The sequence below is a fragment of the Halomonas sp. LMYGS-3 genome, from assembly GCF_059509875.1.
Window position 1 is genome coordinate 23,763 of sequence record NZ_JCAKFQ010000003.1, and the last position, 13,223, is coordinate 36,985.

Genomic DNA, 13,223 nt, shown 5'->3' on the forward strand with positions numbered 1-13,223 from the left:
ATGCAGATCTACAACACGCTCACGCGCCGCAAGGAAGCCTTCACGCCCATCGAACCGGGCCGGATCCGCATGTACGTCTGCGGCATGACCGTCTACGACTACTGCCACCTGGGTCACGCCCGGGTGATGGTGGCCTTCGACGTCATTACCCGCTACCTGCGCTGGCGCGGCTTCGATGTCACCTATGTGCGCAACATCACCGACATCGACGACAAGATCCTCAAGCGCGCCGACGAGAACGGCGAGTCGATCGATTCGCTCACCACGCGCATGATCGATGCCATGCACGAGGACGAGGCGCGCCTGTTCGTGCTGCGCCCGGATCGCGAGCCCCGCGCCACCGGCCATATCGGCGAGATCGTCGCCATGATCGAGACGCTGATCGACAAGGGCTACGCCTATGCGGCGGACAACGGCGACGTCTACTACCGGGTGCGCCGGTTCGCGGGCTACGGCAAGCTCAACAACCGTGACCTCGACGAGATGCGCGCCGGCGCCCGGGTCGAGGTCGACGAGCACAAGGAGGATCCGCTCGATTTCGTGCTGTGGAAGGCGGCCAAGCCGGGGGAGGCGAGCTGGCCGTCGCCCTGGGGCGAGGGGCGTCCGGGCTGGCACATCGAGTGCTCGGCGATGTCGACCTGCTGCCTCGGCGAGACCTTCGACATCCACGGCGGCGGGCCGGACCTGACCTTCCCCCACCACGAGAACGAGATCGCCCAGAGCGAGGCGGCCACCGGCAAGCCCTACGTCAACACCTGGATGCACGCCGGGGCGGTGCGGGTGGACCAGGAGAAGATGTCCAAGTCGCTGGGCAACTTCTTCACCATCCGCGAGGTGCTCGAGGTGCACGACCCGGAGGTGGTGCGCTACCTGCTGGTGGCGAGCCACTACCGCAGCCCGATCAACTATGCGCCGGAGTCGCTCTCGGAGGCGCGCAAGTCGCTGGAGCGCTTCTACAATGCCCTCGACGGCGTGGCGCCGGAGGGCGCCGATGCCGCCACGGGCGAGGTGGATTCGCGCTTTACCGAGCGCTTCGTCGCCGCCATGGACGACGACTTCAATACGGCGGAGGCGCTCTCGGTGCTCTTCGACCTGACCCGTGAGCTCAACCGGACGAAGAAGGAGGCCCCCGAGCAGGCGCCGGCGCTGGTCCGCGAACTCCGCCGCCTGGGTGGCATCCTCGGGCTGCTCACCCAGGACCCGGCGGCTTTCCTCAAGGGCGGGACGGGGGATCTGCCGCTCCCCGAGACCGAGATCGAGGCGAAGATCGCGGCCCGTGCCGAAGCCAAGCAGGCCAGGGACTACGCCGCCGCCGACGCCATCCGCGACGAGCTGGCCGCACTCGGCATCGTGCTCAAGGATTCCCGCGAGGGCACGACCTGGGTGCTGGAGAAGCCCGACGCCTGACGTCGTTTCCGTCCGACCGCAGCATGACGCCCGGTCCGCCTCTCGGTGGCCGGGCGTCTTGCATGGGCGTTCGTATCACGGTGCGCAGTATTCTGCACATCCATGATGATACCTCCCTTTTTTGAGCGATATTTTTCTCATCATGGCGGCCTTCTGCTAAGCTTTGAGCAAAATAGCTCTCAAAAGGGGCCTCCATGCGACTGACCATTCAGATCCACCTGGCCCATGAGTGGCGGGATGCCGCCGTGCTGGAACTGCCGGCGCCGGACCAGGGGGTGCGGGGGCCGGCCAGACTGGCATACCTGCAGGATCATGCGTTGAGCTGGATGTTTCGGGACGATGAGCATGCCTGCAGCCTGGCGCTGCCCGTGGAGTTGATGATGACGCACCAGGAGCCGCGCTGGTTCGGCTTCCTGGAAGACATCATGCCGGCCGGGGCCAGTCGTCGCTTCTGGATCGCGCATCTCGGTCTTCAGGACATGCCGGTAGGTCGACAGGACACTGAGCTACTGGCCCGCGGCACCATTGCGCCGGTCGGCAATCTGCGGATCAAGGAGGCGATACCCCCGGCACCGGCCGGCTCTCGGTTGCGTGAGCAGCGCTTCGACCTGAATAGCGTGGTCGAGCGGCATGCCGATTTCCTGGAGTATGCCCAGCAGATGGGCGCCGCCAGCGGGGGGGCCACGGGGGCCGGCGGCGAGGCCCCCAAGCTGCTGCTGCGGTGCGGTCCGGACGACCGGGTCTGGATCGATACCTGGCAGGATGATCCCCGCCAGCCCGATGAACACCTGCTGGTGAAGTTTCCCCGGAGGCGCCGCAGCCGCGACGATTGCGACATCCTGCGTGCCGAGTATCACTACTATCAGGAACTGGCGACGCTGGGTGTCGATACCATCGAGACGTCGGCGATGCGACTGATGGAAGGCGAGCGCTATCCGTCGCTGTGGCTGCCACGCTTCGACGTGGCGTGGCGCGAGGACAAGCTGGTGCGCCATGGCCTGGAGTCGGTCTACTCCCTGCTGGGAGTCGCACCGGGCACCCACCTGGATCATTTCCGGGTCATTCGTCATCTCGTGGCACGCCTCGAGGCCCAGTACCGGGTGGTTGAACTCGGTGAGCCCTTCGACCGGGAAGGCTTCGTCACCGAGTGGGTCAAGCGCGACCTGCTCAACGTGGCCTTCGGGAACTCGGACAATCACGGCCGCAATACGGTGTTGCTCAAGCGCCCCGACGGTATCTGGCTATCCCCGGTCTTCGACTTCGCTCCCATGAAGGCGGATCCCGAAGGCGTGACGCGGACGACCCGCTGGGGGGCGCCCTTCGAAGAGGGGGGGGAGTTCGATTGGCGGGCCATTGCCGAGGCGCTGGCCGACCTGGTACCCGCCGAACGCCTGATGCACGAACTCCGTGCCCTGGCCGGGGGGCTCGTCGGGCTGGACGGGCGGCTGAGGGAGAGGGGCGTGCCGGACCGTATCCTGACGATGCCGGCGGTGGGGCTGAAGACGCTGGAGGCGCGCCTGGAACGTTGGGGGCTGTCATGAACCGCTCGAAGTCGGCAAGCGAGGACCGGGAAGCGAGGCTGCTGGCGCTGGTGCGCCGGCTGCTCGCCGGCGAGATCAGCGAGGGACGGCTGCTGAGCACGCTGCGGCGTGAGGTACTGGGCCTTTCGCAGGAAGAGTACGCCAGGTTGGTGGGCGTCAGTCGCCGGACCCTGTCGGACATGGAAGGCGACAAGGGCAATGTCTCGGTGGCGGTGATGAACCGGGTCTACCGGCCTCTCGGGCTGCGCGTCGGCCTGCTGCCCCGTCAGCCGTCACTGCTGCGCAGGGCGTTGGAGGAGGAAGCGTAGCCGTTAACGGGCAGTGGCGGCAGCGGGATCTGGCGGGGCCAGTCGTCGTCGACCAGGAAGAGGCGCCGCCAGCCGGCCTTGGGGTGGTGCAGCGCGACCTGCACCGGCGAGGCGGTGCGGCCGAAGTGCTCCGCCAGCTGCGACTCGAGGGTCCGCAGCGGCAGCAGGGCCTCGGGGCGGGGCAGGGCGAACCAGTGGGGCTTGTGCAGCCAGGCGCCGCGGGTGCCGCGCGACAGGCCGTCGCGGAAGCGTCGCCAGTGGTGCCAGAACAACCAGGTGCCACGCAGGTGGTCGTCGGTAGCCTCTCGCGGCGGAGGCAGGGGGGCGTGCCAGGGATAGAAGAGCACCCCGGGGATGGCCAGCCGCCGGTGGAGGGCCGGTGCCCGGCTGGTGCCGGACATGTCGGGCAGCATCAGGGCGCGGATGGCCTCCCGGGCCTCGAGGGTCTCGGTCAGCCGCAATTGATGCCGGTGCAGGTGCTCGCGCTTGGTGGCGAGGCTGTCGGCACCGCCGGGACCGATCCAGCGCGACTGGTCGTCGGGGGCGCCGGGCCCCTCCGGCAGGCCGAGGTAGAACTTGATGGCGACTTCCAGGTGGACCGGGGTCGGATCCTCGCGGTAGCGATAGAGCAGGTCGAGTTCGCCCAGCGTCACCTTGTCGCGGTGGATGCGCAGGTTGTGGGCCAGCAGTCGGGTATCCGGCGCGGTTTCCAGCAGGAACTGCCAGAGGCATTCATGGTAGAGGCCCATGCGGCCCCTGAGCGACTCGCCGATGCGGCGTGTCAGCGCCTCGGGATTCGCCTCCAGCGCATCGAGCCAACCGGCCAGGGCCGCGTCGTCGGCGAGCCCCAGCTCGTCGCGGGTCGGCCGCCCGCGCCAGGGCATGTCGAGCAGGTCCGGTGCCAGCAGGATCCAGGCCAGGTCCCGCACCAGCGGGGCGTGGCAGCGATCGAGGAGGTCGTGGGGCGGCGGGATCATGGTCGAGTCTTTCACGTTGAGTCCGCTGTCTGACAGCCAAGCTATACAGGCCTTATACTCTGGCTACATTCACCAGCATACGGGTGGTACGCATGAACCGCACCCTGAACGGACTCGCCGCACTGGCCACCGGCACCCTGCTGACGCTATCCGCGGTCCACGCCGATGAGCCGGTCGTGGTCTCCTCGAAGATCGATACCGAAGGCTCGGTGCTGGGTCAACTGATCCTGCAGCGCCTCGAGGCCGGTGGTATCGAGGTCCAGGATCGCCTGCAACTGGGGGGCACCAGCATCGTGCGCGAGGCGCTGCTGGCCGGCGAGATCGATCTCTACCCGGAGTACACCGGGAACGGGGCCTTCTTCTTCGACATGACCGACAGCGACGTCTGGCACGATGCCGAGCGGGCCTTCGAGACGGTGCGCGAGCGCGACGCCGACAACGGCCTGGTGTGGCTGACCCCGGCCAATGCCAACAATACCTGGGCGATGAGCGTGCGTGGCGATCTGGCCCGGGAGCACGGCCTCGCGACCCTCGAGGACCTGGCCGATTACCTGGCCGATGGGGGCGAGTTCAAGTTCGCCGCCAGTGCCGAGTTCGTCGAGTCCGAGCAGGCTCTGCCCGCCTTCCAGCAAGCCTATGGCTTCGCGCTCTCCGAACAGCAGCTGCTGGTGCTCTCCGGCGGCAACACCGCGGCTACCATGCGTGCCGCTGCCCAGCAGACCAGCGGCGTCAACGCGGCGATGACGTACGGCACCGACGGCGGTCTCGGGGCACTGGGCCTGGTGGTGCTGGAGGATACCCTGGGCGTGCAGCCGGTCTACCAGCCCGCCCCGGTGGTGCGCGAAGAGGTGCTCGCGGTCTACCCCGAGATCGAGACGCTGCTGGCGCCGGTCTTCGCGGCCCTGGACCTCGCGACCCTGCAGCGGCTCAACGGTGACGTGGCGGTCAACGGCCTCGATCCCCGTCAGGTGGCGGCGGACTTCCTCGACGACCTGGACGATTGAACGTCGGCATGCGCAGGGAGGCGCCACGCCCCAACCGGGTATTGCCGCTGCTGATGCTGGTCGTCCTGGCCGCCTGGCTGGGGCTGGATGGGGTCAGCGTGGCGCCCAACCGCATCGTGCCCGGTACCGGCTTTCGCGCCCATGAAGTGATCGGCTGGGCCGGCGCATTCGCCGCCGGCCTGCCGCTAGTGGCGGTGGTGGCCCTCGCCTGGCGACCGACGACGAGACGGCTGCGAGTCGCCCTGGCCCTGGTCGTGCTGCTGTTGATGGCGATGCCGGCCTGGCTGGGCCTCGCCGCGCTGTATCTCGTCGACCCGGCGCTGCCCCAGGCGCGGCTGGGCCTCGGTCCCGCCTTCTGGGTGGTGCTGTTCCTGCTGCTGCTGGCCCTGATCGAGCTGCGCTCCCGCCTGACCCTGCCGCGGCTCGCGGGCTGGGCCTTGCTGCTGCCGGTGCTGTTCGCCTGGTGGTTCGCCCTGTCATCCTGGCTGACGCCCCTGGCGCTGCTGCAGGAGTATCGGGGGCGCAGCGACCAGTTCGCCGAGGCCGTGCTGTACCACCTTGCCCTGGTCGGGGCGGCGGTGGGCGCGAGCCTGTTGCTCGGGGTCGCCCTGGCGCTCGCCATGCGCCGCCATGCCGGTCTGCAGAAGGCCGGCTTCGGCATGCTCAACTTCCTGCAGACCATCCCCAGCCTGGCCCTGTTCGGTCTGCTGCTGGCGCCGCTGGCCTGGCTGGCGGCCAATGTCGAGTGGTTGGCGGCACTCGGTGTGCGGGGGATCGGCTGGGCGCCGGCCTTCCTTGCCCTGGTCGGCTACAGCCTGCTGCCCATGGTGCGCAACACCTGCGTGGCCCTGGAGGGGGTGGACCCGGCGGTGATCGAGTCGGCCCGGGGCATGGGCATGAGCCGGTACCAGGTATTCCTGCAGGTCCGCCTGCCCCTGGCCTTGCCGGTGATGCTCGAGGGGCTGCGCATCACCACGGTGCAGGCCATCGGCCTCACGGCCGTGGCGGCCCTGATCGGTGCCGGTGGGCTGGGCCGCTTCATCTTCCAGGGGCTGGGGCAGGCGGCCATGGACCTGGTGCTGCTGGGGGCCCTGCCGATCCTCTTGATGGCGCTGGTGGCCGATGCCTTGCTGGGGGCCCTGACCGCACGACTGCACCCGGGAGGGGCGAGATGATCGAACTGTTCGGCGTGACCAAGCGTTTCGGTAACGAGTCCGCCGTGGATGGCATCTCGCTGCGTGTCGAGCGGGGCGAACTCTGTGCCCTGGTGGGCACCTCCGGCTGCGGCAAGTCGACCACCCTGCGCATGATCAACCGCCTGCTCGAGCACAGCGAGGGCGAAATCCATCTCGATGGCCAGCCGGTCCGCGACTTCGACGAACAGACCCTGCGTCGACGCATCGGTTACGTCATCCAGAGCACCGGCCTCTTTCCCCACTGGACGGTGGCCCGCAACATCGGCCTGGTGCCGCGCCTGCTGAAATGGCCCCGGGCCAGGATCCAGTCACGGATCGAGGAACTGATGACGCTGCTGGGCCTGCCGATGGAGAGCTTCGCCGACAAGTATCCCCACCAGCTCTCCGGCGGCCAGGCCCAGCGCGTCGGTGTCGCCCGTGCCCTGGCGGCCGACCCCGAGATCCTGCTGATGGACGAGCCCTTCGGCGCGCTGGATCCCATCACCCGGGACACGCTGCAGGAGGAACTGCGCGCGCTCCAGTCGCGGCTGCACAAGACCATCGTCTTCGTCACCCATGACATGGACGAGGCGTTGCGCCTGGCCGATCGACTGGTGGTGATGGACGCCGGACGCATCGTCCAGCAGGGAGCCCCGCTCGACCTGTTGCGCGAACCCGCGGACGACTTCGTCGCCTCGTTGCTGGGGGGCGATGATCGTGGCCTCAAGGAGGCGGCGTTGACCCGGGTCGCCGAGCGGATGCTGCCGCTCTCGCCGCGGTTGATCTCCAGGGCGCGGGTGCACCGCGAGGCCACCCTGCGCCAGGCACTGGCGGTGATGTTCCGTGAGCATGCCGAGCGGCTCACGGTGGTCGACGACGAGGACATGGCGGTGGGGGAGTTGTCGCTGCGGCGCCTGGTGGGGGCCCGGCAGCATGAGTGAGGCGGCACTGATGTCGGGTCTCGCCGCCGGGCTGCGGCGCTGGCGACTGCCCCTCGTGTGGCTCGGTCTGCTGCTGCTGGCGAGCCTTGGCATGGGCGAACTGGAGGCCGGGTTCCGCTGGCTCGAACCGGACTCGCGCGAGGTGATCTATCGGCGTACCGAGTTCCTGACGCTGCTCGGTCGTCACCTGTTGGTGGTCGGAGTGGCCTCGCTGCTGGCGGCACTGGCCGGGGTAGGGGCGGCGGTGCTGGTCACGCGCCCGTTCGGTCGTGACTTTCTGCCGCTGGTGGCCCAGCTCGCCTCCATGGGCCAGACCTTTCCGCCGGTGGCGGTGCTGGCCCTGGCGGTACCGGTGCTCGGCTTCGGCACCCTGCCGATCATCGTCGCTCTGGTGCTCTATGGCCTGCTGCCCATCGTCCGCAACGGCCTGGCCGGGCTCCAGGGCATCGACCCGTCGGTCCACGAGGCGGCCCGCGGCATGGGCATGAGCCGGCGGCAGGTGCTGCGGCAGGTGGAGCTGCCGCTGGCCGCGCCGGTGATCCTGGCCGGGGTGCGGACCTCGGTGACCATCAACATCGCCACCGCTGCTCTCGGGGCGACCGTGGGGGCGAGTAACCTCGGCGATCCCATCATCTCCGGCATCGTCAACGGCAATACCGCCTACATCGTCCAGGGCGCGCTGTTGATCGGGCTGCTGGCGCTCACCGTCGACAGTGCCTTCGAACGCCTGCTGCGCAGCGAGCGCTAGGGCAAATATCGACGACGGCAGTGTTTTCGCTTGGAATTTGCCTCAGGGCTGGCAAGATGGGGGCGTTTGATGGCAATCTTACGTTAACGTCAACTGTCAGACGTTGGCGGTGCGCTGGAGCAAACCTCTGGCGCCTGGCTACATTAGAGATGACACTGCCCTCACGAGGGGCGGTTGAGCTCCTGCCACCACCCAAGGATCAGGACGATGACAACCACACAAGACATCCATTCGCCGGACTTCCTGGCCGGCGACGAGTTCACGATCCCCACCTTTCGCCTGTTGCAGCAGGACGGCACCCTGTTCGAGGGCGCCGAGCCGCCCGAGCTGGATCGCGACAAGGCACGCCGCATCTATCACGCGATGGTCTTCACCCGGGTGCTCGACGAGCGCATGATGGCCGCCCAGCGCCAGGGGCGGCTCTCCTTCTACATGCAGTGTACCGGGGAGGAGGCCGCGGTGATCGGGGCCACGGCGGCGCTGGACGACGCCGACATGATCATGGCCCAGTACCGCGAGCAGGGCGCGCTGGCCTACCGCGGCTTCACCTTCGACGAGTTCATGAACCAGCTGTTCGGCAACGAGCTGGACTACGGCAAGGGGCGCCAGATGCCGATCCACTACGGGTCGCGCAAGCTCCACTACATGACCATCTCCTCGCCGCTGGCCACCCAGATTCCCCAGGCGACCGGCTACGCCTATGGCCAGAAGCTGGCCGGCGACGGCCACTGCACCACGGTGTTCTTCGGCGAGGGGGCGGCCTCGGAGGGCGACTTCCACGCCGCCCTCAACATGGCGGCGGTGCACAAGGTCCCGGTGATCTTCTTCTGCCGCAACAACGGCTACGCCATCTCCACCCCCGCCGTCGAGCAGTTCGCCGCCGACGGCGTGGCGCCGCGGGCCTTCGGCTATCGCATGCACGTGATCCGCGTCGACGGCAACGACATCCTGGCGGTCTACCAGGCCACCCGCGAGGCGCGTCGCCTCGCCGTCGAGCACAACCAGCCGGTGCTGATCGAGGCCATGACCTATCGCCTGGCGGCCCACTCCTCGTCGGACGACCCCTCCGGCTATCGCTCGCGAAAGGAGGAGGAGGCCTGGCGCGAGAAGGATCCCATCCTGCGCATGCAGCGCTGGCTGAGCGGCCGGGAGTGGTGGAGCGAGGACGAGGAGAAGGCGCTCCAGGAGCGCCTGCGCCGCGAGGTGCTGGAGACCATGAAGCGTGCCGAGAAGCGCCCGCCGCCGCCGCTCGACAGCCTGGTCACCGACGTCTATGCCGACGTCACCCCGGCACTGCAGCGCCAGCTCGATCATCTCAAGACCCATATCCGCAAGTACCCGGACGCCTATCCGCGAGGGGCACGGTCACTCGACCCCGACGTGGTCGTCGGCGATGATGCAGCCGCCAAGGGAGGGGAGTGAGATGCCGAACATGAACATGCTGCAGGCGATCAACAACGCCCTGGACATCGCCATGGCCGAGGACGAGAAGGTGATCTGCTTCGGCGAGGACGTGGGCTTCTTCGGCGGCGTCTTCCGTGCCACCAGCCACCTGCAGGAGAAGTACGGCAAGGCGCGCTGTTTCAATACCCCGCTGGTGGAGCAGGGGATCATCGGCTTCGCCAATGGCCTGGCCGCCCAGGGGTCGGTGCCGGTGGCCGAGATCCAGTTCGCCGACTACATCTTTCCGGCCTTCGACCAGATCGTCAACGAGACCGCCAAGTTCCGCTACCGCTCCGGGGACCTGTTCAACGTCGGCGGCCTGACCATCCGCGCCCCCTATGGCGGCGGCATCTCGGGGGGGCACTACCACTCCCAGTCACCCGAGGCCTACTTCGCCCACACGCCGGGTCTCAAGATCGTGGTGCCACGCAATCCCTACCAGGCCAAGGGCCTGCTGCTGGCGGCGATCCGCGACCCGGACCCGGTGCTGTTCTTCGAGCCCAAGCGGCTCTACCGTGCCGCCACCGGCGAGGTGCCCGAGGAGGACTACCAGCTGCCCATCGGCGAGGCCGAGGTGACCAAGGAGGGCGCCGATATCACCGTGCTCGGCTGGGGGGCGCAGATGGAGGTGATCGATCGCGCCGTCGCGCTCGCCGAGAAGGAGGGTATCTCCTGCGAGGTGATCGACCTGCGCGCGATCCTGCCCTGGGACGAGGATACCGTGGTCGAGTCGGTGCTCAAGACCGGCCGCCTGGTGATCACCCACGAGGCGCCGCTCACCGGCGGCTTCGCCGGCGAGATCGCGGCCACCGTCGCCGAGCGCTGCTTCCTGTACCTGGAGTCGCCCATTGCCCGGGTGACCGGCCTGGATACGCCCTTCCCGCTGACCCTGGAGAAGGAGTACCTGCCGGACCACCTGAAGATCTTCGAGGCGATCAAGGCCACCCTGGCCTACTGACGGCCGCTATCAGCACAGGCGAGAGCCAGGACAGGAGAGGACGAGATGAGTGACTTCATGCTGCCCGATATCGGCGAAGGTATCGTGGAATGCGAGGTGGTCGAGTGGCGGGTCGCCGAGGGCGACGCCATCGAGGAGGACCAGCCCGTGGTCGAGGTGATGACCGACAAGGCGCTGGTGGAGATCACCGCCCCGGAGGCGGGGCGGATCACGCGGCTCTATGTGCCCAAGGGCGAGATCGCCAAGGTGCACGAGCCGCTGTTCGCCTACGAGAGCGAAGACGAGGCGGGCGTAGCGCCGCCGGCCGTCGGGGAGGCGGCGACCACGGCACCGCCCGCGGCCGCCGCCAAGGAGTTTATCCTGCCTGACATCGGCGAGGGCATCGTCGAGTGCGAGGTGGTCGAGTGGCGCGTGGCCGAGGGCGACGCCATCGAGGAGGATCAGCCGCTGGTCGACGTCATGACCGACAAGGCCATGGTGGAGATCACCGCCCCCGAGGCGGGCACGATCAGCAAGCTCCATGTGCCCAAGGGCGAGATCGCCAAGGTCCACGCCCCGCTGTTCGCCTATGTGCCGGCCCAGGCCGAGGAGGCCGAGGAGGCCGAGGCCAGGCCATCCGCGGCGACCGAGCGTCCGGCGCCGGCGGTGGCACCGGTCGCCACCGGGGGGCGTGGGCCCTATGGGCGGATTCCCGCCAGCCCCGCCGTGCGCCGCCTGCTGCGCGAGCACGGCCTGGCGCTGGAGTCGGTGCCGGGGTCCGGCAAGGACGGTCGCGTACTCAAGGAGGATGTGCTGCGCGTGCTCGACGCGGGCGGTCCCGATCGGCGCCGGCCGGAAACCACCGAAGCGGGGCGCCCGGCGGCCGACGAGGGCGCCCGCGAGGGGCCGGTGACCGGGGAGGTCCGGGTCGAGCCGCTGCGTGGCGTCCGCGCCGTGATGGCGCGTCGCATGGTGGAGGCGGCCACGACCATTCCCCACTTCCAGTATGGCGAGGAGATCGACGTCACCGAGCTGCTGGCGCTGCGCGAGCGGTTGAAGCCCAGCGCCGAGGCCCAGGGCACGCGCCTGACGCTGATGCCCTTCTTCATGAAGGCCATGGCCCTGGCGGTGCGCGAGGAGCCGATCCTCAACGCGCAGCTGAACGACGACGTCAGCGAGATCCACTACCAGCCGTCGGTCAACATCGGCATGGCGGTGGACAGTCGCTCGGGGCTGATCGTGCCCAACGTCAAGGGCGTGGAGCGTCGCACCCTGCTCGACGTGGCCCGCGAGATCCAGCGTCTGACCGGCGATGCCCGGGAAGGGCGGGTGGCGGCATCCGACCTCAAGGGCGGAACCATCAGCATTTCCAACATCGGGGCGCTGGGTGGCACCTATGCCGCGCCGATCATCAATGCACCCGAGGTGGCGATCGTCGCGATCGGCAAGAGCCAGTGGCTGCCGCGCTTCGACGCGCACGGCGACGTGACGCGGCGGGCGATCATGACCGTCACCTGGGCGGGCGATCATCGCCTCATCGACGGCGGCACCATCGCGCGCTTCTGCAACGCCTGGAAGGGCTATCTCGAGTCGCCGGAGACCATGCTCCTGCATCTGGGCTGAACCTGCCTTGCGCCCGGGGCCGACCACGGGCGCAAGGTGCCGAGGCAGGGCCCCTCCCGTCCCTCTGGCCCTGTCTCGGAAATACGAAGTCTACTTTCTTGCTTATCCTTTGACGACGTCTATCTTTCTATTTGCGACGGCATCGCTCCCTGTTCGGTCCCGATTGACAGGGCCCCGTGCGCGGGGGCGCGTCGGCAACCGATACCGAGTACACCAACACGCACGCCACGGCGCATTCGTCGGGATGGTCGAGGTCCAGTGTGCCTGCGAAGCAGTGCCGGCCTTCCCGGTTCACAGGAGGGGCGTTGCATGAAGCTAACAGTCAAGCACCACCAGGACTTCGGGGAGGACCCCCTGGCCTGTCGCGAGACGAGCCACTATCAGCGGGAGTACATCGAGGGCTTCGTCAACAAATGGGACGAGCTGATCGACTGGGAAAGCCGGGCCCGCAGCGAAGGAGCCTTCTTCATCGACATGCTGCGCGAGCACGGCGTGCGACGCGTGCTCGACGTGGCGACCGGCACGGGCTTCCATTCGGTGCGGCTGCTCGAGGCGGGCTTCGAGGTCGTCAGCGCCGACGGCAGTCCCGAGATGCTGGCCAAGGCCTTCGAGAACGGCTGCGTCCACGGCCACATCCTGCGCACCGTGCACGTGGACTGGCGCTGGCTCACGCGCGACATTCATGACCACTACGACGCGATCATCTGCCTGGGCAACTCCTTCACCCACCTGTTCTCCGAGCATGACCGGCGCAAGGCGCTTGCCGAGTTCTATGCCACTCTCAAGCACGATGGCTTGCTGATTCTCGACCAGCGCAACTATGACGCCATCCTCGACGTGGGGTATTCGACTCGGCACACCTATTACTACTGCGGCACCCATGTCTCCGTCTCCCCGGAGTACGTGGACAATGGGCTGGCCCGTTTCCGCTATGCCTTTCCGGACGATTCCACCTACCACCTGAACATGTTTCCGCTGCGCAAGGCGTACACCCGGCGGCTGCTGGAGGAGGTGGGGTTCCAGCGGGTGGATACCTATGGCGACTTCCAGGAGACCTACCGGGAGACGCAGCCGGACTTCTTCATCCACGTGGCGCACAAGCGCTATCGGGAGGCATGA

At 68.1% G+C, this 13,223-nt stretch carries 12 protein-coding genes; 11 read left to right on the top strand and 1 reads right to left on the bottom strand.

Features of this window, described 5'->3' with window-relative positions; translation table 11 throughout:
* From cysS to AC5W54_RS03715, 3 genes are all read left to right on the top strand, one after another.
* Window positions 1–1,407, top strand: a complete 1,407-nt coding sequence (gene cysS, locus AC5W54_RS03705; RefSeq protein ID WP_495960719.1) for a cysteine--tRNA ligase — start codon at window positions 1–3, stop codon at window positions 1,405–1,407.
* A gap of 194 nt (window positions 1,408–1,601) precedes the next feature.
* Complete coding sequence (locus tag AC5W54_RS03710; RefSeq protein WP_495960720.1) at window positions 1,602–2,948, top strand: type II toxin-antitoxin system HipA family toxin; 1,347 nt, start codon at window positions 1,602–1,604, stop codon at window positions 2,946–2,948.
* Window positions 2,945–3,256: a helix-turn-helix transcriptional regulator gene (locus AC5W54_RS03715; RefSeq protein ID WP_495960721.1), complete on the top strand. Its 312-nt coding sequence runs from the start codon at window positions 2,945–2,947 to the stop codon at window positions 3,254–3,256. Before AC5W54_RS03710 ends, AC5W54_RS03715 begins: the two co-directional genes overlap by 4 nt.
* Here AC5W54_RS03715 and AC5W54_RS03720 read toward each other — a convergent pair.
* On the bottom strand, window positions 3,214–4,248 hold the full coding sequence (locus AC5W54_RS03720) for a DUF1853 family protein (protein WP_495960722.1): 1,035 nt from the start codon (window positions 4,246–4,248) through the stop codon (window positions 3,214–3,216). The genes AC5W54_RS03715 and AC5W54_RS03720 overlap by 43 nt on opposite strands.
* Before the next feature lie 77 nt (window positions 4,249–4,325).
* Between AC5W54_RS03720 and osmF the strand changes: the two genes are divergently transcribed.
* The 8 genes from osmF to AC5W54_RS03760 all read left to right on the top strand — a co-directional run bounded on the left by osmF (window position 4,326) and on the right by AC5W54_RS03760 (window position 13,223).
* A complete protein-coding gene (osmF, locus tag AC5W54_RS03725) occupies window positions 4,326–5,237 on the top strand; it encodes a glycine betaine ABC transporter substrate-binding protein OsmF (protein ID WP_495960723.1) in 912 nt (303 codons plus the stop codon).
* An 8-nt stretch (window positions 5,238–5,245) separates the two neighbouring features.
* Window positions 5,246–6,412 (top strand): ABC transporter permease, encoded by a 1,167-nt coding sequence (locus AC5W54_RS03730; RefSeq protein ID WP_495960724.1) that lies wholly within the window; start codon window positions 5,246–5,248, stop codon window positions 6,410–6,412.
* Window positions 6,409–7,353, top strand: a complete 945-nt coding sequence (locus tag AC5W54_RS03735; RefSeq protein WP_495960725.1) for an ABC transporter ATP-binding protein — start codon at window positions 6,409–6,411, stop codon at window positions 7,351–7,353. The genes AC5W54_RS03730 and AC5W54_RS03735 overlap by 4 nt, the downstream gene beginning before the upstream one ends.
* Window positions 7,346–8,101, top strand: a complete 756-nt coding sequence (locus AC5W54_RS03740; protein ID WP_495960726.1) for an ABC transporter permease — start codon at window positions 7,346–7,348, stop codon at window positions 8,099–8,101. The genes AC5W54_RS03735 and AC5W54_RS03740 overlap by 8 nt, the downstream gene beginning before the upstream one ends.
* 207 nt (window positions 8,102–8,308) lie before the next feature.
* Window positions 8,309–9,523 carry a thiamine pyrophosphate-dependent dehydrogenase E1 component subunit alpha gene (locus tag AC5W54_RS03745; RefSeq protein WP_495960727.1) on the top strand — a complete coding sequence of 405 codons (1,215 nt, stop codon included), beginning with the start codon at window positions 8,309–8,311 and terminating at the stop codon, window positions 9,521–9,523.
* A 1-nt stretch (window position 9,524) separates the two neighbouring features.
* Window positions 9,525–10,502 (top strand): alpha-ketoacid dehydrogenase subunit beta, encoded by a 978-nt coding sequence (locus AC5W54_RS03750; protein ID WP_495960728.1) that lies wholly within the window; start codon window positions 9,525–9,527, stop codon window positions 10,500–10,502.
* A 45-nt stretch (window positions 10,503–10,547) separates the two neighbouring features.
* Window positions 10,548–12,104, top strand: a complete 1,557-nt coding sequence (locus AC5W54_RS03755; RefSeq protein WP_495960729.1) for a dihydrolipoyllysine-residue acetyltransferase — start codon at window positions 10,548–10,550, stop codon at window positions 12,102–12,104.
* Window positions 12,105–12,413: 309 nt separating this feature from the next.
* Window positions 12,414–13,223 carry a glycine/sarcosine N-methyltransferase gene (locus AC5W54_RS03760; protein ID WP_495960730.1) on the top strand — a complete coding sequence of 270 codons (810 nt, stop codon included), beginning with the start codon at window positions 12,414–12,416 and terminating at the stop codon, window positions 13,221–13,223.